Origin of the sequence: Paenibacillus sp. FSL R7-0345, assembly GCF_038595055.1 — a bacterium.
Lineage (GTDB): Bacteria > Bacillota > Bacilli > Paenibacillales > Paenibacillaceae > Paenibacillus_AQ.
In genome coordinates this window covers 4,143,663-4,165,293 of sequence record NZ_CP152002.1, presented here as the reverse complement: position 1 = coordinate 4,165,293, position 21,631 = coordinate 4,143,663, and the positions used below count along the sequence as shown (strand labels likewise).

The window sequence follows — 21,631 nt, the reverse complement described above, 5'->3', positions numbered from 1 at the left end:
CTTAGGGAGGATTTTTTAAAAATGGCTAACCGAATTCTAATTGTGGACGATGCAGCATTTATGAGAATGATGATCCGTGACATTTTGTCGAAAAACGGATTTGAGGTAGTAGGAGAAGCACAGGACGGTTCGCAGGCAATTGAGAAATTTAAAGAGCTGCGCCCTGACCTGATCACAATGGATATTACAATGCCTGAAATGGACGGTATTGCCGCCCTTAAAGAAATCAAAAAGGTGGACGCCAACGCCAAGGTCATCATGTGCTCAGCCATGGGTCAGCAGGCTATGGTTATTGATGCTATTCAAGCTGGAGCCAAGGATTTTATTGTAAAGCCTTTCCAGGCAGACCGTGTTATCGAAGCTATCAACAAAACACTGGGCGTATAGGCAGGCTTAAGGCATGTTAGCCAATTCCGGAACGCTCGGAGACAGCAATCCCCTGCTGAGTTTACTGAAGGTTATTTTTGTGCTTGTTATAATTGTTGTTCTTATAGTGCTGCTGATCCGGTTTCTCGGTCGCCGCAACCAGACTTTAATGAGCGGGCAATCCTTCCGGACGCTTGGAGCGATCGGCCTGGGGCCTAACAAGTCGGTGCAGATTATTGAAATTGGCGGCAGCCTCTACTTGATCGGGGTCGGTGAGAATATATCCATCCTGGATAAAATCACTGATCCCGCTGAAGTAGCGCTAATCATCTCCAGATTTGAGGATCAGGCGGCAGGGCAGAACAATTTTCTGGAGCCGCTTATCTCCAAAATCAAATCCAGGGTGCGCGGAGAGGTACCTTCTCAGGAAATCGAACTTAATGAAACATCCTCTTTTTATGAGACCTTGCAATCCAAGCTTGCGCAGTCGCCTGAGCGTAAAGAGAAACTGGAAGAGCTTCTCCGGGATGATAGTCTTAAGGATGAGTCGAGGGATTTATGAACAAAAAGCTGATTCTTTCTTTTCTTTTGCTCGCTATGTTCAGTATGCTGCTTATGCATCCGATTCACGCAGATCCTATTCCGAATATCAATATTCAGGTCGGAGACAGTGACGGCACAACCGGCGGGGGAACCAGCTCCATCTCGATTCTGCTCCTTGTGACCGTTTTGAGTGTAGCTCCGGCTTTTTTAGTCCTTATGACCAGCTTTACGCGGATCGTTATCGTACTGGGTTTTGTCAGAACCTCGCTCGGTACGCAGCAAATGCCTCCTAACCAGGTGCTGGTGGGACTTGCTTTATTTCTTACGCTGTTCATTATGTCGCCAACGCTTTCTCAGGTGAACGAACAGGCATTGCAGCCGTACATGAACGGGACCCTTACCCAGTCCGAGGCGCTATCCAAGGCAACTGACCCGATGAAGGAGTTTATGTTCAAGCAGACTAATACTAAAGACCTGCTGCTGTTTATGAATTACACCGGCGGTAATGCTACGGTTAAGCCTGCTACTTACAGTGATATTCCATTAACCGTGATGGTGCCTGCTTTTGCCATAGGTGAGATGAAAAAGGCTTTTATGATGGGTTTTATGATCTTTATCCCTTTTTTAATCATTGATATTGTGGTTTCAAGTACGCTTATGGCTATGGGGATGATGATGCTTCCTCCGGTTATGATCTCATTACCTTTCAAAATAATGCTTTTTGTACTGGTGGACGGCTGGTACCTGGTTGTTAAATCACTGCTGTTAAGTTTTAACACCTGACAATAAGAGGAGGCGTAAGGGGTGAATGCGGAGTTTATCATCGGTCTAGCCGGCCAGGCCGTATATTTGGTACTGGAAACCAGTGCCCCCATGCTGGTTCTTGGTCTGGTGGTGGGACTGATTGTCAGTATCTTTCAGGCAACGACACAAATTCAGGAGCAGACATTAGCTTTTGTTCCAAAAATAGTCGCCGTACTGCTTGCGTTGCTGCTGTTTGGACCTTGGATCATCACCAAGCTTGTAGATTTTACATCACAAATTTTGGGCAATCTCTATATGTATATCGGTTGAGCTGATGGAAATGGAGACGCTGCTGCAAAGTTTTCCTGTCTTTTTGCTGATTTTTTGTCGAATTACCTCCTTTTTTGTTGTTGTCCCAATCTTTTCTTCGCAAAGCATACCTATGCAAATCAAGATCGGGTTATCCTTTTTTGTGGCAATGGTTGTTTTCAGTGCTGAGGGAACGGGAATGTCAGTTGCCATGGATGTCAGCTACATACTAATGGTCCTCAGAGAAGTGCTGATTGGCCTGATGCTGGGCTTTATCGCCTACTTGATGTTCATGACTATCCAGACAGCCGGCTCCTTTATTGATATCCAGATCGGATTCGCGATTGCGAATGTAATTGACCCTTTTACCGGAGCATCTGCACCTATTATCGGTAATTTCAAATACATGATCGCCCTGATGCTGCTGCTAATAATGAACGGGCATCATTATCTGCTGAATGCAATCGTATACAGCTATAACTGGGTACCGCTGGATAATGAGATTTTTGTCAAAATGATGGATGGGAGCCTGTCGGATTTTCTGATCCGCACGTTTGCCCAGTCGTTTGTCATTGCTTTTCAAATGTCGGCACCGCTGGTAACCGCTTTGTTCCTTACGGATGTAGGGCTGGCTTTTCTGGCGCGGACGGCCCCTCAATATAATGTATTCGTCATCGGGGTTCCGCTCAAAATTATTGTCGGTCTTACCCTGCTTGCCCTGCTGATGCCGGGTATGGCTGTATTGTTCCAGAATCTGTTCGAAATTATGTTTGAATCCATGCAAAATCTTCTAAATCTTCTGGGCAAGAGTCCTTAGCTGATTGTTGGGAGTGAGAGGAATATGCCAAGCACCAAGCGCTATAAACTGGATCTTCAGCTTTTTGGGGGAGACAAGACAGAGAAAGCAACCCCTAAAAAACGGCAGGATGCCCGTAAAAAAGGCCAGATTGCCAAAAGCCCTGAAGTATCCGGTGCGGTTGTGCTTTTATCGGCACTGCTCAGCCTGAGTGTATTTGGCGGTTATATGAAAGAACGCTTTGTGACACTATTCCTGGATGTGCTTCAGAACCGGATGGAGATGGAGGTAACAGCAGAAAATGTAATTAAGATGTTCAACGAGTACGGGCTGCAGATTCTGCTTCTGCTTGCTCCGCTGCTCGGCATTACATTTGTGCTTGCACTGATTGCAAACTATGCCCAGGTTGGCTTTATGGCTTCAGGTGAAGGATTAACTCCAAAGTTTAGTAAAATCAACCCGATCAAAGGCTTCAAAAATATTTTCTCTATGCGTTCCTTTGTAGAGTTCCTTAAATCGATTTTCAAGCTGGTGGTTATCGCCTATCTGGTGTATAGCACACTTTGGGGTGAAAAAGAGAGCTTTGCCTCCCTGTCACATGTCGATGCGGAAGGGGCTTTTCATTTTGCCGCAAAACTAACTATGAGTCTGGGCATCAAGATTGGAGCCGTACTCTTCGTTATGGCTGCATTCGATTATATGTACCAGAGGTATGAACATGAAAAAAGTCTGAAGATGTCCAAACAGGATATCAAGGATGAATACAAAAAAATGGAAGGCGACCCCCTTATTAAAGGTAAGATACGGGAACGCCAGCGCCGGATGGCAATGCAGCGGATGATGCAGGAAGTTCCAAAAGCGGATGTAATTATTACGAACCCTACACATTTTGCAGTTGCCCTTAAATATGACGGCTCCAAAATGGAAGCGCCGGAGATTGTTGCCAAAGGCCAGGATTATGTGGCGCTCCGCATCAGGGAGCTGGCTAAAGAGCACGGCGTTATGACTATTGAGAATAAGCCGCTGGCACGGGCGTTATTCCAAAGAGCAGAAATCGGGGATGTCGTTCCCCAGGATCTGTTCCAGGCAGTTGCCGAAGTGCTGGCCTATGTATATAAGCTTAAAGGCAAGAGGAAATAAGCCGGGGGAGGAATAGGACATTGAAAGCTAAAGATCTAACAGTTCTGCTGGGCGTAATCGGCATAGTGCTTATGATGATTCTGCCCATCCCGGAATGGCTTCTGGATGTATTGCTGATTGTCAATATATCGATTGCACTAACTATTATTCTGGTAGCAATGAATACAAGGGACCCGCTGCAATTTTCCATCTTCCCTTCCTTGCTCCTAATTACTACCCTGTTCCGGCTCGCTCTGAATATCTCAACCACCAAGCTGATTCTTTCTGAAGGCCATGCGGGTGAGGTTGTAGCCACATTCGGCAGCTGGATTGCCAGGGGACAGATCGCAATCGGATTTATCGTGTTCCTGATTCTGGTTGTTGTACAGTTTATCGTCATTACCAAAGGTTCTGAACGAGTTGCTGAGGTAGGCGCCCGGTTTACACTCGATGCAATGCCCGGAAAACAGATGAGTATTGATGCCGACTTGAACGCCGGGATGATTAATGAGCAACAGGCACGGGAACGGCGGCGCAATGTTGAGCGTGAAGCTGACTTCTTCGGCGCTATGGATGGTGCGAGTAAGTTCGTCAAGGGTGACGCGATTGCCAGTATCATCATCCTCTTTATCAACCTGATCGGCGGCTTTGTCATCGGGATGACAGTTCACGGAGATTCATTTCAGGACGCTCTTTCAACCTATTCCGTTCTGACGATAGGGGATGGTCTGGTCAGCCAGATTCCTGCTCTGCTTATTTCGACGGCATCCGGTCTGATTGTTACACGGGCAGCATCGGAAGGCAACCTGGCGGAAGATTTGACAGGCCAGCTCCTTTCCTACCCCAAGCTCCTGTATATCGTTGCAGTAACAATTGCTTTCCTCGGTTTTTTCACACCTATTACCGTAATGTCTACATTACCGCTGGCAGGACTTATGGCATATGCCGCTTACAGTATGGGGCAAAAGGCCAATAAGCAGCAGATTGCCGAAGAACAGCTCGTTGAAGAGAAACAGATTGAAGAAGTGCGCAGTCCGGAAAGTGTAATCAACCTGCTGACGGTCGATCCGATTGAATTTGAGTTCGGCTACGGGCTGATTCCGCTGGCTGATACCGGACAGGGCGGGGATTTGCTTGACCGGATCATCATGATCAGGCGGCAATGCGCACTGGAGATGGGTCTTGTCGTTCCGGTAATCCGGATCCGTGACAATATTCAACTAAAACCGAATGAATATGTCATTAAAATTAAAGGAAATACCGTCGGCGGCGGTGAATTATTACTTAATCACTATCTTGCCATGAGTCCCGGGTATGATGATGAGTCGATTAATGGTATAGAAACTGTCGAACCGTCGTTCGGACTTCCCGCATTATGGATTGACGATACGGTTAAAGAGCGGGCAGAATTGTCGGGCTACACCGTCGTAGATCCGCCTTCTGTTGTAGCGACACACCTGACAGAGCTGATCAAACGCCACGGGCATGAGCTGCTCGGACGCCAGGAAACCAAACAGCTGGTGGACAATCTGCGCGAAAATTATCCTGTGCTGGTTGATGAACTTATACCTTCAGTACTGGCTATCGGTGACATTCAGAAGGTGCTGGGCAAGCTTCTCCGCGAGAAAATTTCGATTCGTGATCTGGTTACAATATTTGAAACATTGGCTGACTACGGAACTTATACCAAAGATCCGGATATTCTCACGGAATACGTGCGGCAGTCGCTTTCCAGACAGATTACCCAGCAGTTCTCCCAGACCGGAGAAACCTTACGGGTTATTACAGTCGGGCCTAATCTCGAAAAGAAAATTTCGGAAAGCGTCCAGCAGACCGAGCAGGGCAGCTATCTGGCGCTGGATCCGGTGTCCACACAAACCGTTTATCAAAGGCTTACTGAACAGATTAACCGTCTCCTCCAATCCGGCCAGCAGCCGATTGTTCTTACATCCCCAACCATCCGGATGTATTTACGCCAGGTAATTGAGCGGACGATGCAGGACATTCCAGTGTTATCCTACAGCGAACTGGAGCCTAATATTGAAATTCAAAGCGTTGGGGTGGTGAACTTATGAGAGTGAAGCGTTATGTAGTTGATACAATGCCTGACGCGATGCATTCCATCCGCAGCGAGCTGGGGAGCGATGCCGTAATCCTCAGTACCAAAGAAATCAAAATCGGCGGATTTATGGGAATGTTTCAGAAAAAGAAGATAGAGGTCGTAGCCGCAGTTGAAGAAGCGCGCAAACCTGCTGCCGCGAGCAGTGCGCCGGCAGCACCTGCCAGCATACCTCGCAGCGCTGTGCCGCAGGCTTATCAGAAAGCCGCCACTGCCTCTCAGGTGCCTGCGAAGGAAAGGCCTGCGGCCGAGACTTTTGCCGCCGAAATTTCAGCTGCTCTGTCCGAGGTTCAGGAGACCAGAGGCGCGGTAGCTGTGCTGCCGGCAGCTGACGAGGAATCGCCGCAGGTACTCGGGAACAAGCCTGCTGAGTCTACACCTGCAGCACCTCGGAAGCCAGCTAAAGGTTCATTGTCGGCGCTTTATGAAAGTCTGGACGCGGAACTTGAACCGGCAGTTTCATCGGCACTCGAAAGCGATGTGCTCCGTGAGATCAGGGATATGAAGCAATGGATGGAACGGATCGCCCGTTATTCATCAAGCGGTATTGAATTGCCGCAGATGCTGGATGAGCTGAAACGCCAGCTGATTGACCAGGATACAGATGCGGTACTCATCGAGGAGTGGATCGGAAATATCTATGACCGCTGGAATGAGGAAGGGCGGACCTGGACCGCTGAACGTTTTGCAGTAATGCTGCAGGAGCAGATCAATGAGTTTCTGGCCGGCAGAATTGCCGGCGGGATTGCTGCAGATAGCAGGATTGTCTATATTGCCGGGCCGACCGGTGTTGGCAAAACTACCTCGATTGCCAAGCTGGCTGCCGAACAGCTGTTCAAGCATGGCCGTAAGGTTGGTCTTATTACCTCAGATACCTACCGGATTTCCGCGGTGGAGCAGCTGCGCACTTACGCCGCTATTCTGAATATTCCGTTGGAGGTTGTACAGTCGCCGGGTGACCTGCAGCGGGCAATGTTCCGCCTTGAGGGCTGCGATCTGGTATTAATGGATACGGCCGGGCGGAATTACCGTAATGAAATGTTTGTAGCCGAGCTCCAGAGTCTGCTTGCCAAGGAACTAAAGAGCGAAACCTTCCTGGTGCTGAGCATGACCTCCAAAAGCAGGGATATGAAATTAATCGCCGATCATTTCGGCCGGTACCAGCTGGATAAGGTTATTTTTACCAAGCTGGATGAGACGGGCAGCTATGGACCTTTATTCAATGTATTAAATGATTTTCCGCTCAAACTTTCTTATCTCACTAACGGTCAGAATGTTCCGGATGATCTGCTGATGGCTACCAAAGAACTGCTCAGTGAAATGCTGCTGGGAACAGGAGGCGTTTGATGGATCAGGCTCAATCCTTGCGGCAGCTGGTATCCAGCCGGGATTCCAGGCCTGAGCCCGGAGATGGCCCTTCCGCCCGGATCATTACCGTGTGCAGCGGAAAAGGCGGTGTCGGCAAATCCAACTTCACGCTGAACTTTGCTTTGGCGCTGAAGGCGATGGGCAGGCGGGTGCTTTTGTTCGATGCGGATATCGGAATGGCGAACATCGACGTGCTGATGGGCGTAACGGCTAAATACAATCTGTATCACCTGCTGAAAAGAGAAGCGGATATCGGAGAGATTATCCAAAAAGGACCCGGTGACCTGCCGTTTATTGCAGGCGGCTCAGGCATGGATGAACTTTTTTCCCTCTCAGAATCCGATCTTAACTATTTCACATCACAGATTGCCCGGATTGCCGACACTATGGATTTCATACTGTTTGATACAGGTGCCGGGCTTTCGAAGGAAACGCTGAAATTTATAACCTCAGCTGATGATTGTCTGGTGGTTACAACACCGGAGCCAACTGCAATTACGGATGCATATGCACTGATGAAAGTTGTACACAGTTCTCATCCTGACGTATCCTTCAAGCTGATTGTTAACCAGGCGGGGGATGAAAAGGAAGCCAGAAGCACAGGCGATAAAATCCGCATGGCGGCAAGCCGGTTTCTGCAGCTGGATATTCCCTTTCTCGGCTTCATCAGCAGTGATGCGCATGTGGTTCAGGCAGTCAAGAAACAAGTTCCATTCTCAGTGGCTTTTCCGAACAGTGCAGCAGCCAAAGACGTACAACGGCTTGCCCTCAATTACCTGTCCGCCGAACCGGTGGAGACAGCTAAAGTGCAGGGCATCAGGGGATTTATCAACAAATGGTTGAAGCGTAAACAGTAATTGTTCAGAATTAGATGGACAGAGGTGGAAGTGCTATGAAGCCATATAAAGTTTTGGTTGTGGATGACTCCGCATTTATGCGCAAGATCATATCTGATTTAATTGAAAATGATCCTGACTTCCGGGTAACCGCTACAGCAGCGACTGGCCGGGAAGCGATAGAGAAGGTCAGCGAGCTTCAGCCTGATCTGGTAACCATGGATGTAGAGATGCCGGAAATGAACGGACTTGAAGCCCTGAAGGTCATCATGGCTAAACATCCCCTGCCGGTTATTATGCTGTCAGGCATTAATGAAGAGGGGATGAGAGAAACGATCATGGCGCTTGAATCGGGTGCATTCGATTTCATCCGCAAGCCGTCGATCACTAATTCCCAGGATATCATGACGGTTGGTCTATCACTCATTGAGCAGATGAAAGGGGCAATGCTGGCCCGTGAGCAGCGTGAGGCACGGATATCTTCCCTTAAAGTGGCTGAGATTACTTTGCCGGAGCCAGCCCGTCCGGTCAATACCGGCAGAACAGCTGTACCGGAGCTTTCGGTACGTAAGCCCGAGCTTTCTAGGAAATCAGCAGAAGCCCCGGCAAAACAGGGTGTGGATAAGCTGAGGCCTCCTGCGTTGGAACCGGGTGCAAAGCTCACCAATTCCGGCAAATCCGGGATGGACACCATGCGTAATGTGCCAAAGACTCCGGTATCTCCTCTTAAGCCTGCTGCTGAGCGGCTGAAGAACCGGAAACAGCCTGATGCGGCGCCTTCTCTACCGGAGATCAAAGCAGTTCCTGAGGTGTCCTCCGTCTCGCGTCCTGAGCTCCCGCCTGCTAGTGCAGGTGCGCGCAAGCCCGGAACGAGAAGCTTACACAAGCTGGTTGCGGTTGGCTGCTCTACCGGCGGCCCGCGGGCCCTTAAAACATTTCTTGAGAACATTCCCGCAGATTTCCCGGCACCGATAGTCATTGTGCAGCATATGCCGCCCAATTTTACTAAATCGCTGGCCCAGCGGCTGAATACCTTTAGTCCGCTGGAAGTGGCGGAAGCCGAGCACGGCATGATTTTGCGCCAGGGAGCCGCCTATATTGCTCCGGGAGGCTATCATTTGCGGGTTGTCCCTGCACCAGGCGGGCATTATGCAATTGAGCTAACCAGCGAAGAGTCACGCAACGGGCACCGGCCTTCCGTGGATACGTTATACGAATCCCTGCTTCCGCTGACAGAGCTGGAGCGCCATGCCGTCATCATGACCGGTATGGGCAGCGATGGCGCAAGAATGATGAAAGCCTTGTACGACTCGGGTGTAACCTCGACCTTTGCCGAGAATGAAGAAACCTGTGTTGTCTATGGAATGCCGCGTTCTGCGGTAGAATTGCATTGTGTGAAACATGTGCTGCCGCTGCAGGAAATTGCACCCCGGCTGGTACAGGCAGTTAAATAAAGGAAAAGCGAACTCGAAGGGGAGGTGCTCGTTAGTGGACATGAATCAATATCTATCCATGTTTATTGATGAGTCAAATGATCATCTGCAGTCATTGAATGAAAGCATGATGGGGCTGGAAGCAAATCCTGAAGATATTAGTATTGTACAGGTGATTTTCCGTTCTGCGCATACCCTAAAGGGCATGGCGGCTACAATGGGTTTTGAGGATTTGGCTTCCCTTACCCATCAGATGGAAAATGTGCTTGACCTGGTGCGCAACAATAAACTGCGGATGCAGGATTTTATTTTTGACACCTTGTTCAAAAGCCTGGATGCACTTGAATCCATGGTGCAGGATATTACAGCAGGCGGTGAGGGCAAGGCAGATGTAACGGCGATTGTCGCGGCTCTGCAGGCAATCGTCCGCGGTGAAATTCCGGCGGCGGACGGTGCTGCTGCAGCGCCGGCAGCGGCTGAAGCCTCGGCAGAACTCCAGATCACACTTGATGAGTTCCAGTACTCGGTTCTGGAGCAGTCGCTGCAGGAAGGACATCAGGTATTGTACATTGACGTGGCCATCCGCAAGGATTGTCAGCTCAAAGCAGTACGGGCTTACATGGTGTTTGATCTCCTCGAGCGTTCAGGCGAAGTGGTCAAATCCTTCCCTTCGGTTCAGGATATAGAGCAGGAGAAATTCGATCACGGCTTCTCCCTCTATTACATAACCCAAAAGGGTGCCGACGAAATGAAGTCGATGATCATGAATGTATCAGAAATCGACTCGGTCACCGCGATAGCCCTCGATCAGGAGTCGCTCGCCCAGATGGCTCTGGAAGCTGCAGCAACGGTTGAAGCTCCTGCCCCTGTACAAGAGACTGCGGCTGCGCCAGCCCCTGTCTCACAGGCAGCTCTTCCTGCCAGGGACGAGAATGCCGCCAAGGCGGCTCCATCCCGTACGGGAGCAGCACCTTCCCGGACAATCCGCGTTGATATTGAGCGTCTGGATGTGCTGATGAACCTGTTTAGCGAGCTTCTGATCGACCGGGTGCGTCTGGAGCAGCTTGCCTCAGAGGTTCAGAACAGCGACCTGACTGAAACGGTTGAGCATATGGGCCGTGTCAGCGGTGATCTGCAGAACATCGTCATGAAGCTGCGGATGGTCCCCGTAGACACGGTGTTTAACCGTTTCCCGCGGATGGTGCGCGATCTGGCGAAATCCCTTGACAAAAAAATCGATCTTATCGTTACCGGCGCCGAGACAGAGCTTGACCGGACTGTTATTGATGAAATCGGCGATCCGCTGGTGCATCTGCTGCGCAATGCGGTTGACCATGGGGTTGAGTCGATCCAGGACCGGACTGCTTCCGGCAAAGCGGAGACAGGGACAGTGAATCTGCGGGCGTTCCATAGCGGAAATCATGTCTTTATTGAAATTGAGGATGACGGCGCAGGCATCAAGCCGCAGAAGATTTTGCAGTCCGCGATCAAAAAAGGCATCATCACGCAGGAGCAGGCTGCCGGCTATTCAGATGATGAAGCGATTCAGCTGCTGTTTGCACCAGGCTTCAGCACCGCTGAGGTTATCTCGGATGTTTCGGGGCGCGGAGTGGGGCTTGACGTTGTCAAATCCAAAATCACTTCACTTGGCGGCAATGTAGTTGTCTATTCGACACCTGGCAAAGGCACGAATTTCTCGGTACAGCTTCCGCTGACCCTGTCCATCATTGCAGCCATGCTTGTGAAGATCGGATCAGAGAAATATGCAATTCCGCTCTCATCGATTGTAGAGACGGCTATTATCAAGAAGACCCAGATCCGCACGATTCATGGAACCCGTATGATCGAGTTCCGCAACAGCCATATTCCGCTGCTTTCACTCAGCAAATTCTATGCCATTCCTGATTTTGATGATACTACGGAAGAGGAAACAGAGATTCTGGTTGTCCGTAAAGGTGAACGCATGGCGGCTCTGGCCGTTCAGGACTTTATCGGGCAAAATGAAATTGTCATCAAAAATCTCGGCAAGTATCTGCCGGAGATTCAGGGTATTTCTGGCGCAACCATTCTTGGTGACGGACAAGTTGCCCTTATTATTGATCCGAACGCATTTATAAAATAATCAGGATAGAACAGGGAGGTTCATTCCATGGCAGAAGATATCAAAGTAATCGTGTTTAAGCTTGGATCTGAAGAATACGGGATTGAAGTGGATAAGGTCCAGACTATTGAACGTATGATGCCGATCACCCGGGTACCCAAAACGTACTCCTTCATTAAAGGTGTAATTAATCTGCGCGGCGTAGTTATTCCGGTGATTGATCTGCGCGGCCGTTTTGGAATTCAGGAAGCAGAGCACACAGACCAGACCCGTGTCATTATCGTTAATGTTAATGAGATGGAAGTTGGATTCATTGTTGATTCTGCTAATGATGTCATCGATTTGAACCGTGATTCCATCGACACTCCTCCAGAAGTTGTGGGCGGGATCAAAGCTAAGTATCTGGACGGGGTCGCCAAAATTGGAGAAGACCGTCTCCTGATTATGCTTAACCTGTCTGAGGTATTGAATAAGAGTGAAATCGTGCAACTGGAAAGCCTAGAGGGATAATCAATGGAGCTGTTCAAAAACTTCAAAGACTTCAAGATGGATGTTTTAAAGGAAGTCGGTAATATTGGAGCCGGCAATGCCGCCACCGCATTGTCACAGCTCTTAAACAAGCCGATTGATATGGCAGTTCCTAAGGTTCAGCTGCTGAACTTTGAAGAAATTACCGACAAGGTGGGCGGTGCAGAAGAGCTTGTTTATGCCGTGTTTCTGCGTGTTGAAGGAGAAGCGCCGGGAAATCTTTTCTTTATTCTAACTCCGGAAGCAGCTATTAGTCTGCTCAACCGGGTTGCTGGAATCGAGATTCTTCCGGATCAGGAGCTGGGGGAGATGGAATTCTCCGCACTGAGCGAGATTGGCAACATTCTGGCCGGTTCTTACCTGTCTTCACTTGCAGATTTCACTTCACTATCCATGTATCCAACTGTGCCTGCCCTGGCAATGGATATGGCGGGGGCCATTCTCGGCTACGGACTGCTGCAGTTCGGCCAAATGGGTGATGATGCTCTGCTCATTGATACAACCTTCCTGGAAGGGCAAAATGAAATTGAAGGCCAATTTTTCCTTATTCCTGATCCCGAATCATTCCCGAAAATTTTTAAATCATTAGGAGTACCATTTGATAATGATTGAGGAGCAAAGCATCATTAAGGTGGGAATGGCAGATCTTAATGTAGGCAGCCAGGACAGTCTGATCCGTACGACGGGTCTTGGCTCTTGCGTTGGGCTTACCTTGTTTGATCCCGGAAAAAAACTGGCAGGAATGGCACATGTTATGCTGCCTTCGTCAGAGATTGCCCGGGAGGGTCAGCTTAACATAGCCAAATTTGCTGATACTGCTGTTCCTGAGCTGCTGACGCGCTTATTGGCACTTGGTGCGGTCCGCAGCCGGATCGTAGCCAAGATGGCCGGCGGCTCACAAATGTTCGCTTTTGCCGGGGGGAATGACACCATGAGGATCGGGCCTCGTAACGTGGAATCCTGTAAGCTTGCTCTGGAGATGCTCCGTATTCCGCTCATTGCCGAGGATACAGGCGGCAACTTTGGCCGCACGATCGAAATTGCCTGCAGCACCGGAGTGCTTCATATCCGCAGTGTCCAAAAAGGCACCAAGGAAATATAGCGATGGGGAAAATTCTGATTAGCCTGTTGTCCGGACTGGTTGGTTTTGTGTTTACCTTTCTAATAAATTTCGGGCATAATTTAATTGGGACGAGTCTGATTCGGGGGATTTACGGATTTATTCTTTGGTTTGTGCTTGCTTTCTTCCTGAGATGGGTATTGGGTTTTATTGTTAAGCAATCCCCATCAGATGAAGATGGCGCCGGACAAGCCGGCGGTAATGAAGCACTGGGTACGAAGTTTGATCTGAGCACACCTGATGAAGATGACGAATTAATAAATCTGCTGAAGCAGAAACCGGCAGAGGAAAGCGGAGACAGTCAAGGCTTTACCCCGCTGCAGCCGCCTAAGCTAGTCTCCATGAAAGATCCTGAAGAATTGGCCAAGGCCGTTCGTCACCTGAAAGAAGAATAAGCGGAATCCCTGCATGTATATAGGCTTTCTTAGCCTGCAGGATATCCGCTGACTAAACTTTGGGAAGGGTGAAAGCCATTGAACGAGCAAAAAGCTTCTCAATCAGTAACAGACGGGCTGTGGGAGCAGTGGAAAGAGCACGGTGACCCTGAAGCCAAAAAAAGGCTGATTGAGAATTACCTTCATATTGTTGATTACGTGTCCAGCCGTCTGGCAGTCGGACTGCCCAAAAATGTATCCAAAGATGATTTGGCCAGCAATGGTGTAATGGGGCTTATCGATGCTATTGAAAAATTCGATTACAAACGCGGTTTGCAGTTCCAGACCTATGCATCCTGGCGTGTCCGCGGAGCCATTCTGGACTCATTGCGCCAAAGTGACTGGGTTCCCAGATCCGTTCGAGAAAAAGCAAAAAAAATCGAGGATGCCTACCAGCAGCTGGAGCAGAAGTATTTAAGATCAGTCAGTGATGAGGAAATGAGCCAGCATCTGAACATTTCGGAGACGGAGTTTCAAAATATGCTGCAGGATGTTGCTGTCATGTCACTCTGCTCACTGGAAGACCCGATCCGCGAAGAAGAGTCGGAAACACGGATGTCCATACTGGTGGACGATAAAGCCAAAAATCCGGACCGTAAAGTAAATGAGTTCTATTTGCGCGAGACCCTCACCAAAGGCATCGAAAAACTAACGGTGAAAGAACGGACCGTAGTGTCCCTTTTATATTATGAAGATCTTTCGTTGAGCGAAATTGCCGAGGTTATGTCATTATCGCCTTCGCGGATTTCGCAGCTTCATTCAAAGGCTATTTTGCGTCTGCGCGGAACTCTTGAGAAAAATCGGGATCTGCTTATGCAAAATGATTAACCGGGCGACGGTGACAAGGGGGAGCAATAATTGATCGGTAATTATGCTTTGAATCAATACGTAAGTATTTCGTTTTCGGAGGATAAAGGGATTGCTTATTTAGAATTCTCCAAGAGAGACGAGAATTTCTCCTGCTCCGCCGAAGATCTTGAAGGCTTCCTTCATAGTCATGAGATTCGTTACGGTATTCAGCACGACATTGTAAGACGGTTCAGCAGCAATCCGCAGGAGTATTTTTTCAGCCGGGTACCGATCGCTATTGGGGAAGAACCGGTCCATGGCATTGACGGGCAGGTTATTATGGCTATGGATCTTGAGGAAGACCGCAAGCCGCTGGAAAGAGAAGACGGCAAGGTGGACTACAAGGAACTGGTGCGTCTGAACAATGTGTTAAAAGGCCAGCTGATTTGCAGAACAATACCGCCTGTGCCAGGTCAGAAGGGCAAAATGGTCACCGGAGAAGATCTTCCCTGCAGACCAGGACGAGAAGCACGGTTTAAGATTGGGAAAAATGTGCTGATTGACCAGAGCGAAACCGCAATGTATGCGGCTATCGACGGTTTAGTCACGCTCACCGACAATGGAAAGATCAATGTATTTCCGGTATATGAAGTTAACGGTGATGTGGATTACAGTACCGGCAATATTGACTTTGTGGGTACAGTGGTCATCCGCGGCAATGTGTTGACAGGATTTTCTGTCAAATCGGCCGGAGATATCCGGGTTGTAGGTGGAGTAGAGGGTGCAGAGCTGACTGCCGGCGGATCAGTGGAAATCACAGGCGGTATTATCGGGTACAATAAGGGCCTCGTCAGTGCCGGAAAAAATATTAAAGTAGCCTTCATACAGGACGGCAACGTAGTTGCGGCTGAAGATGTGATTGTATCCCAGAGTATTATGCATTCTAACATCCGAGCAGGGCGGGATGTGTTATGCAACGGGACCAAAGGACTGATTGTAGGCGGGATTGTGCAGGCTGGGGAAAGAGTGCTTGCCCGGACAATCGGCAATACAATGTCAACCGCTACAGCGGTTGAAGTAGGTGTCGTTCCCGAGCTGCGCAATGAGATTAATGATCTCCGCCAGGAGCTCCGGCAGCTGCTGGAGAATGAGGATAAAACCAATAAAGCGCTTTATTTGCTCAGCCAGCTGGCCAGCACCGGGCAGCTCTCATCGGACAAATTAGCGCTGCGCGTGAAGCTGAACGCTACGAAACAGGCTCATATGCGTGATGAGAAACGGATTAAGGAACGTGTGCTGGAAATAGAACGGATGCTCGAGGATACTACCAGAGCAAGGGTAGAGGTTGTAAAAACCATCTACGGAGGCTCTAAAATTGTTATCGGCAGATATACGAGATTTGTTAAGGATCCGACGGAACGGGTAGTTTTTCAATATATGGATGGCGATATCACCTTAACGCCGTATAATTAAACAGGCGGGCAGCTGAAGCGGCCGGCCATTCCTTTATGCTGAAAATAAACATTTTGAGTTTGAAAAGGAGATCGCCATGAGCCTGAAGCCGGTTGAATTGCAAATAGCCCTGCCCCGTACAACGGATGCAGGAAGAGTGCAGCATGAGCAGCTTCACCGTCCTGTGCTCGACCAGCAGATGCTGGCCGGACAGAATGTGAAGCATACTGCAGAGCAAGCCCAGCGGACAAGCGGGATTGACGAATCTGCGGAGACGAAGCTGCGGGGTGACGGGGAGCGGGGCAACGGGCAGGGTAGTGCCTCAACAGGGCAGGAGCAAAAAAGCCAGGACGCTCCGCATGATGCAGAGCATCCGTACAAGGGCCGCAGAATTGATCTCAGCCTCTGAGCTGTTTAAAGATAATCGCAAAGGAGAACAAGCATTTGCAACCATGGGTATACATTGTGCTGGTAGGGGCTGTCGTTATTGTTTATGGAATGATCCTGCCGGCACGCCGGAAAGAAGATGGGGCCGAGAAGCAAAGCCTGAAGGATACCGAGGCGGCTCTTGAGCTCTATATGGCAGACTTGGAGCGCGAAAATGAAGAAATGCTGCAGCTGGTCAGCGGCATCAAGCAGCAGTCCCAGAGCAACAGGGCAGCACTGCAGGAGGAAATCAGCGCACTGCGCGAGCAGGTTAGCGGGCTGCAGAATAGCATGCTGCTGCTTGACGAGCGCCTGACCGCTGAAGAAAAGGGGCTGCTTCAGCTGACGGCCTTTGCTAAAGACAATGCGGCCAGACAGCCTGCAGATACAGCTTCCATTCCGGAAGTTGCACCTGCGCCCAAGGCAAAGCCGGTCAGCTCGATTAAGCTGCGCTATCCGCGGCTGTTTGAGCTGCATGAGCAGGGTAAATCCATCGACTCCATCGCCAAAACAGCCGGCCTGCAGCGGGGAGAGGTCCAGCTTATTCTTCAACTGGCCAAGCAGGAGGAATCGGTATGATCAAGAACCGTTCATTCATGCTCGGTCTGGGGACAGGACTGATCGCAGGTGCGCTGCTCCTGCAGCTGATGCTTTCGGGGGGCACTGCGCCGCTAACCCGGGAGGAGCTTGTCAGGCAGGCTGCGCAGCTTAATCTGACAGTTACAGACCCGGCTGCAGCACCGCTGGCTACTGTGGAACCGGAATCTGCACCTGAGGAGCAGACAGGCGGCACAGCGACGTCAGGAGCTGCTACAACAGCGCCTACATCGACTCCCGCGGCGACTCCCGCAGCTACACCGGCTGCTGCGGTTCAGCCCAGTGCGGCTGCCGAGCCCAGCACGCCGGCCGCACCGTCCCAGCCGGCCCCGAGCAGCGGGGCGGCTGAAGCTCCGGATGCTCCCGCCAGCCCGCAGGCTGCCGCTGCCGGTGTTATTGCTGTACGCATCCCTGCAGGCAGTACACTTACACAAACAGCCCAGCTGCTTGCAAAAGCCGGAATTATTAGCGACCAGGCCGGATTTCTGGAGACCGCCATCGAGCGGAAAATCAATACCAAGATACAATCCGGCAGCTACAACTTCATCAAGGGTGAGAGTATTAACTCTATCATTGAGAAGCTGATTACCCTGAAATAGCGCAGGATGTGCCAGTAAATCACAAAACTTTCTGTTAAGCGTTGCATCCTGTATTTTAATATGTTATAGTAATTGACGGTGTTAAAACACACGCCGGTTGATTTCGACAAGGGGTGCTTTCTTCTGAAGAAAGTCTTGTAGGAAAATGACGCACGGCGGAGGAGACACACAATAAACCAAATCTAGGAGGTGTGTGAAGATGGCAGTAATCTCCATGAAACAGCTTCTCGAAGCTGGGGTACACTTCGGTCACCAGACTCGTCGCTGGAACCCTAAGATGGATCGTTATATCTTCACTGAAAGAAACGGAATTTACATTATTGACCTGCAAAAAACGGTTAAAAAGGTAGAGGAAGCTTACAACTTTGTTAAAAGTGTAGCTGCTGACAACGGCACAATCCTCTTCGTAGGAACTAAGAAACAAGCTCAAGATTCCGTTAAGGAAGAAGCTGAGCGTTCCGGTATGTTCTTCATCAACCAGCGTTGGCTGGGTGGTACCCTGACTAACTTCCAGACCATTCAGAAGCGTATCGACCGCCTGAAGAAACTGGAAGCTTGGGAAGAAGACGGTACCTTCCAAGTTCTGCCTAAGAAAGAAGTAATCCTTCTCCGCAAAGAGAAAGATCGTCTTGAAAAATTCCTCGGCGGTATCAAGAACATGAAGGGTCTGCCAAGCGCGCTGTTCATCATCGACCCGCGTAAAGAGCGTATCGCTGTTGCGGAAGCTCGCAAATTGGGTATCCCAATCGTAGCTATCGTTGATACGAACTGCGATCCGGACGAAATCGACTATGTCATTCCAGGTAACGATGACGCTATCCGCGCCGTTAAATTGTTGACTGGTAAAATGGCAGATGCAGTTGTAGAAGCTCACCAGGGCGAAGACACAACTACTGCTTAATAGTCAGCCGGGACATAAACAAGAACTTAAATGAAAAGGGTGGTTGGCAGGTGGATAACCTCTCACTGCCCTTTTTTTAGGATAAAGGCCTTGAATGGAATAAAACGACAATTATCTGGAGGGAATAACAATGGCAGTAGATGCAAAATCCGTAAAAGAACTTCGTGAAAGAACAGGCGCAGGTATGCTTGACTGCAAAAAAGCACTTGAAGAAGCAAACGGCGATATCACCAAAGCCGCTGAACTGCTCCGCGAAAAAGGTCTTTCTGCAGCAGCTAACAAAGCTGGACGTATCGCTACTGAAGGTACTGTAGAATCCTACATCCACGCTGGCGGACGTATCGGCGTACTGGTAGAAATCAACTGTGAAACCGACTTCGTTGGTAAAACAGATTCCTTCAAAGAATTCGCGCGTGACATCGCTATGCAAATCGCTGCAGCAAGCCCGCAGTATGTTCGCCGCGAAGAAGTTCCGGCTGATGCTGTTGAGAAGGAAAAAGAAATCCTGAAAGCTCAGGCTCTGAACGAAGGTAAACCAGAAAAGATCGTTGAAAAAATGGTTGAAGGCCGCATCAGCAAGTTCTACGAAGAATATTGCCTGCTTGAGCAGCCGTTCGTTAAAGATCCGGACAAAACAATCGCTCAGCTGCTGAGTGAAAAAATCAGTACTATCGGCGAAAACATCTCCATCCGTCGTTTCGTTCGTTACGAGCTGGGTGAAGGCCTCGAGAAGAAAGTCGACAACTTTGTTGACGAAGTAATGGCACAAGTTAAACAATAATAAATAGACGGCTTTGCCGTTCTAAGCACGAATACTTGAATTGAATAAAGGCAAGCATCAAAAGAGCGGAACACGTACACCTAGTGTTCCGTCTTTTGTAAGAAAGTGAGGGTATACAATTGGAACAGCCGGTATTTAAGAGAGTCGTTCTTAAGGTTAGTGGTGAATCTCTGTCAGGACAAAACGGATATGGTATTGATGCGGAAACCATTAATTCAATTGCCCAGCAGGTTAAGGAAGTAGTTGAGCTTGGCGTCCAAGTGGCGATCGTCTGCGGAGGCGGCAACATCTGGCGCGGAATCGCCGGCAGTGCAAGCGGTATTGACCGTGCAACAGCCGATTACATGGGCATGCTTGCAACCGTTATGAATTCGCTCGCTCTGCAGGATGCCCTGGAGCAGATTGATGTTCCTACCCGGGTGCAGACTTCTATTTCCATGCAGCAGATTGCTGAACCGTACATCCGCCGCCGGGCCATCCGCCATCTGGAGAAGGGCCGTGTGGTTATTTTTGCCGCCGGAACGGGTAATCCGTTCTTCTCGACAGATACAACTGCGGCACTTAGAGCAGCTGAGATCGAGGCAGAAGTGATTTTGATGGCAAAAAATAAAGTGGACGGTGTCTACTCTGCCGATCCGTTCAAAGATCCTACAGCTGAGAAGTTTGAACAGCTTACCTATATGGATGTGCTGAACAAAAATCTAGGCGTTATGGATTCCACCGCTTCCTCACTGTGCATGGATAATAATATACCGCTCATTGTGTTTGCTATTACAGAGCAAGGCAATATCAAACGTGTCGTTCTCGGCGAGAAAATCGGAACGATTGTTAAAGGGAGTGTAGATTAATGCCACAGACGGTTAAGAAAAATGCCGAAGAACGTATGGAAAAAGCGATTGCTTCCCTAAAGCGTGACCTGGCAACCCTGCGTGCCGGACGCGCATCTACAGCGCTTTTGGACCGGATTCAGGTTGAGTACTATGGTGCACCTACGCCGGTTAACCAGCTGGCCAACATCAGTACGCCGGATTCCCGCACTTTGCTGATCCAGCCTTGGGACAGATCCTCGGTTGCTGACATTGAACGGGCGATCATGAAGTCGGATCTCGGCCTTACGCCAGCCAATGACGGTACCATCATCCGCCTCAGCATTCCGCCGCTCACCGAAGAGCGCCGTACCGAGCTGGTGAAGTTCACCAAGAAGTTCGGTGAGGAAGCGAAGGTAGCGATCCGCAACATCCGCCGCGATGCTAACGATGACATCAAAAAGATGGAAAAGAACGGCATTTCGGAAGATGAATCACGCGGGCACCAGGAAGATATTCAGAAATCAACGGATAAGTTCATAGCTGAAGTCGATAAGGTGCTCTTGTCCAAAGAAAAAGAGATTATGGAAGTATAATGATAATCAAGAGACCTCAAGGCCCCTCCGCATATGGTGGGGTTTGTCTCTTTCTGATAAGAGCTTGGAGGAAACGGAAATGATCAAACGGATTCAAGCATGGCTTAGCCGTAATGACAGGCAGGAAGAACAGCCCGCTGAGATCTCACCGGACAATATTCCCCGGCACATAGCGATTATTATGGACGGCAATGGACGCTGGGCGAAACGGCGCGGCCTGCCGCGGATTGTCGGTCATCAAAACGGGATGAAGGCCGTAAAACGCGCTACCATCGCTGCTGATGATCTGGGAGTGGAGTTCCTGACGATGTACGCTTTTTCTACAGAGAACTGGAAGCGGCCTAAGGATGAGGTTGATTTCCTGATGAAGCTGCCTGTGGAATTTCTTGCCCTTGAACTGGATGAGCTGATTGAAAAAAATGTACAGGTACGTGTTATGGGCGACAGTGAAGCTTTGCCTTCCCATACGCGCAAAGCGATGGATGAGGCTGTTGAGCGGACAAAGCACAATACCGGACTTGTCTTGAATTTCGCGCTGAATTACGGCGGACGCAAGGAGCTTGAGGACTGTATGCGGGATCTCGGCAAGGATATCAAAGCCGGCCGGCTGTCTCCCGAGGAAATTACTTCCGAGCTGATTGACAGCAGACTGCTGTCTGGCGGCTTGCCTGATCCGGATCTGCTGATCCGTACAAGCGGTGAAATGCGGCTGAGCAATTTTATGCTCTGGCAGGTCGCGTACAGTGAGTTCTGGTTTACGGATGCCTACTGGCCTGAATTTGACAAGACGCATTTGACGCAGGCAGTAGCAGAATATCAGCGCCGTACACGCCGTTATGGCGGATTGAAGTAGCCTGATGGGAGATGG

25 protein-coding genes are annotated in these 21,631 nt (G+C 49.6%); all 25 read left to right on the top strand.

The window, feature by feature from the left end; genetic code table 11:
* The first annotated feature begins 21 nt into the window (after positions 1-21).
* The 25 genes from NST84_RS17765 to NST84_RS17645 all read left to right on the top strand — a co-directional run bounded on the left by NST84_RS17765 (position 22) and on the right by NST84_RS17645 (position 21,616).
* Positions 22-387, top strand: a complete 366-nt coding sequence (locus NST84_RS17765) for a response regulator (protein WP_019910416.1) — start codon at positions 22-24, stop codon at positions 385-387.
* Between the two features lie 13 nt (positions 388-400).
* Entirely contained in the window at positions 401-928 is a 528-nt protein-coding gene (locus NST84_RS17760) for a flagellar biosynthetic protein FliO (RefSeq protein ID WP_342561499.1), read from the top strand.
* Complete coding sequence (fliP, locus tag NST84_RS17755) at positions 925-1,692, top strand: flagellar type III secretion system pore protein FliP (RefSeq protein ID WP_342561498.1); 768 nt, start codon at positions 925-927, stop codon at positions 1,690-1,692. Before NST84_RS17760 ends, fliP begins: the two co-directional genes overlap by 4 nt.
* A gap of 21 nt (positions 1,693-1,713) precedes the next feature.
* Positions 1,714-1,983, top strand: coding sequence for a flagellar biosynthesis protein FliQ (fliQ, locus tag NST84_RS17750; protein ID WP_342561497.1), 270 nt, complete (start codon positions 1,714-1,716; stop codon positions 1,981-1,983).
* A gap of 10 nt (positions 1,984-1,993) precedes the next feature.
* Positions 1,994-2,779, top strand: a complete 786-nt coding sequence (gene fliR, locus NST84_RS17745; protein WP_342561496.1) for a flagellar biosynthetic protein FliR — start codon at positions 1,994-1,996, stop codon at positions 2,777-2,779.
* A gap of 24 nt (positions 2,780-2,803) precedes the next feature.
* Positions 2,804-3,898 (top strand): flagellar biosynthesis protein FlhB, encoded by a 1,095-nt coding sequence (flhB, locus tag NST84_RS17740; RefSeq protein ID WP_342561495.1) that lies wholly within the window; start codon positions 2,804-2,806, stop codon positions 3,896-3,898.
* Positions 3,899-3,918: 20 nt separating this feature from the next.
* Positions 3,919-5,952, top strand: a complete 2,034-nt coding sequence (gene flhA, locus NST84_RS17735) for a flagellar biosynthesis protein FlhA (RefSeq protein WP_342561494.1) — start codon at positions 3,919-3,921, stop codon at positions 5,950-5,952.
* Positions 5,949-7,343 carry a flagellar biosynthesis protein FlhF gene (gene flhF, locus NST84_RS17730; protein ID WP_342561493.1) on the top strand — a complete coding sequence of 465 codons (1,395 nt, stop codon included), beginning with the start codon at positions 5,949-5,951 and terminating at the stop codon, positions 7,341-7,343. The genes flhA and flhF overlap by 4 nt, the downstream gene beginning before the upstream one ends.
* On the top strand, positions 7,340-8,221 hold the full coding sequence (locus NST84_RS17725; protein ID WP_342561492.1) for a MinD/ParA family protein: 882 nt from the start codon (positions 7,340-7,342) through the stop codon (positions 8,219-8,221). The genes flhF and NST84_RS17725 overlap by 4 nt, the downstream gene beginning before the upstream one ends.
* A gap of 35 nt (positions 8,222-8,256) precedes the next feature.
* Positions 8,257-9,654 carry a chemotaxis-specific protein-glutamate methyltransferase CheB gene (gene cheB / locus NST84_RS17720; RefSeq protein ID WP_342561491.1) on the top strand — a complete coding sequence of 466 codons (1,398 nt, stop codon included), beginning with the start codon at positions 8,257-8,259 and terminating at the stop codon, positions 9,652-9,654.
* A gap of 34 nt (positions 9,655-9,688) precedes the next feature.
* The gene (locus tag NST84_RS17715) at positions 9,689-11,755 is read left to right on the top strand and encodes a chemotaxis protein CheA (RefSeq protein WP_342561490.1); all 2,067 of its coding nucleotides are present in this window, start codon (positions 9,689-9,691) and stop codon (positions 11,753-11,755) included.
* 27 nt (positions 11,756-11,782) lie between these two features.
* Positions 11,783-12,244 carry a chemotaxis protein CheW gene (locus tag NST84_RS17710; RefSeq protein ID WP_342561489.1) on the top strand — a complete coding sequence of 154 codons (462 nt, stop codon included), beginning with the start codon at positions 11,783-11,785 and terminating at the stop codon, positions 12,242-12,244.
* Positions 12,245-12,247: 3 nt separating this feature from the next.
* The gene (locus tag NST84_RS17705; RefSeq protein WP_342561488.1) at positions 12,248-12,874 is read left to right on the top strand and encodes a chemotaxis protein CheC; all 627 of its coding nucleotides are present in this window, start codon (positions 12,248-12,250) and stop codon (positions 12,872-12,874) included.
* Entirely contained in the window at positions 12,867-13,364 is a 498-nt protein-coding gene (locus NST84_RS17700; RefSeq protein ID WP_342561487.1) for a chemotaxis protein CheD, read from the top strand. The genes NST84_RS17705 and NST84_RS17700 overlap by 8 nt, the downstream gene beginning before the upstream one ends.
* Positions 13,365-13,366: 2 nt before the next feature.
* Positions 13,367-13,777 carry a hypothetical protein gene (locus NST84_RS17695; RefSeq protein ID WP_342561486.1) on the top strand — a complete coding sequence of 137 codons (411 nt, stop codon included), beginning with the start codon at positions 13,367-13,369 and terminating at the stop codon, positions 13,775-13,777.
* 78 nt (positions 13,778-13,855) lie between these two features.
* Entirely contained in the window at positions 13,856-14,644 is a 789-nt protein-coding gene (locus tag NST84_RS17690) for a FliA/WhiG family RNA polymerase sigma factor (protein WP_342561485.1), read from the top strand.
* Between the two features lie 30 nt (positions 14,645-14,674).
* Entirely contained in the window at positions 14,675-16,078 is a 1,404-nt protein-coding gene (locus NST84_RS17685; protein ID WP_342561484.1) for a FapA family protein, read from the top strand.
* A 76-nt stretch (positions 16,079-16,154) separates the two neighbouring features.
* Positions 16,155-16,466, top strand: a complete 312-nt coding sequence (locus NST84_RS17680) for a hypothetical protein (RefSeq protein ID WP_342561483.1) — start codon at positions 16,155-16,157, stop codon at positions 16,464-16,466.
* 35 nt (positions 16,467-16,501) lie between these two features.
* Complete coding sequence (locus NST84_RS17675) at positions 16,502-17,062, top strand: hypothetical protein (protein WP_342561482.1); 561 nt, start codon at positions 16,502-16,504, stop codon at positions 17,060-17,062.
* Positions 17,059-17,679: a peptidase gene (locus NST84_RS17670; RefSeq protein ID WP_342561481.1), complete on the top strand. Its 621-nt coding sequence runs from the start codon at positions 17,059-17,061 to the stop codon at positions 17,677-17,679. The genes NST84_RS17675 and NST84_RS17670 overlap by 4 nt, the downstream gene beginning before the upstream one ends.
* Before the next feature lie 199 nt (positions 17,680-17,878).
* The gene (gene rpsB, locus NST84_RS17665) at positions 17,879-18,580 is read left to right on the top strand and encodes a 30S ribosomal protein S2 (protein WP_039874217.1); all 702 of its coding nucleotides are present in this window, start codon (positions 17,879-17,881) and stop codon (positions 18,578-18,580) included.
* Positions 18,581-18,710: 130 nt separating this feature from the next.
* Positions 18,711-19,361, top strand: a complete 651-nt coding sequence (gene tsf, locus NST84_RS17660) for a translation elongation factor Ts (RefSeq protein ID WP_342561480.1) — start codon at positions 18,711-18,713, stop codon at positions 19,359-19,361.
* 119 nt (positions 19,362-19,480) lie between these two features.
* On the top strand, positions 19,481-20,209 hold the full coding sequence (gene pyrH / locus NST84_RS17655) for a UMP kinase (RefSeq protein ID WP_342561479.1): 729 nt from the start codon (positions 19,481-19,483) through the stop codon (positions 20,207-20,209).
* Complete coding sequence (gene frr, locus NST84_RS17650; RefSeq protein WP_039874210.1) at positions 20,209-20,763, top strand: ribosome recycling factor; 555 nt, start codon at positions 20,209-20,211, stop codon at positions 20,761-20,763. Before pyrH ends, frr begins: the two co-directional genes overlap by 1 nt.
* Before the next feature lie 79 nt (positions 20,764-20,842).
* Positions 20,843-21,616, top strand: coding sequence for an isoprenyl transferase (locus NST84_RS17645; RefSeq protein ID WP_342561478.1), 774 nt, complete (start codon positions 20,843-20,845; stop codon positions 21,614-21,616).
* Positions 21,617-21,631: the final 15 nt, after the last annotated feature.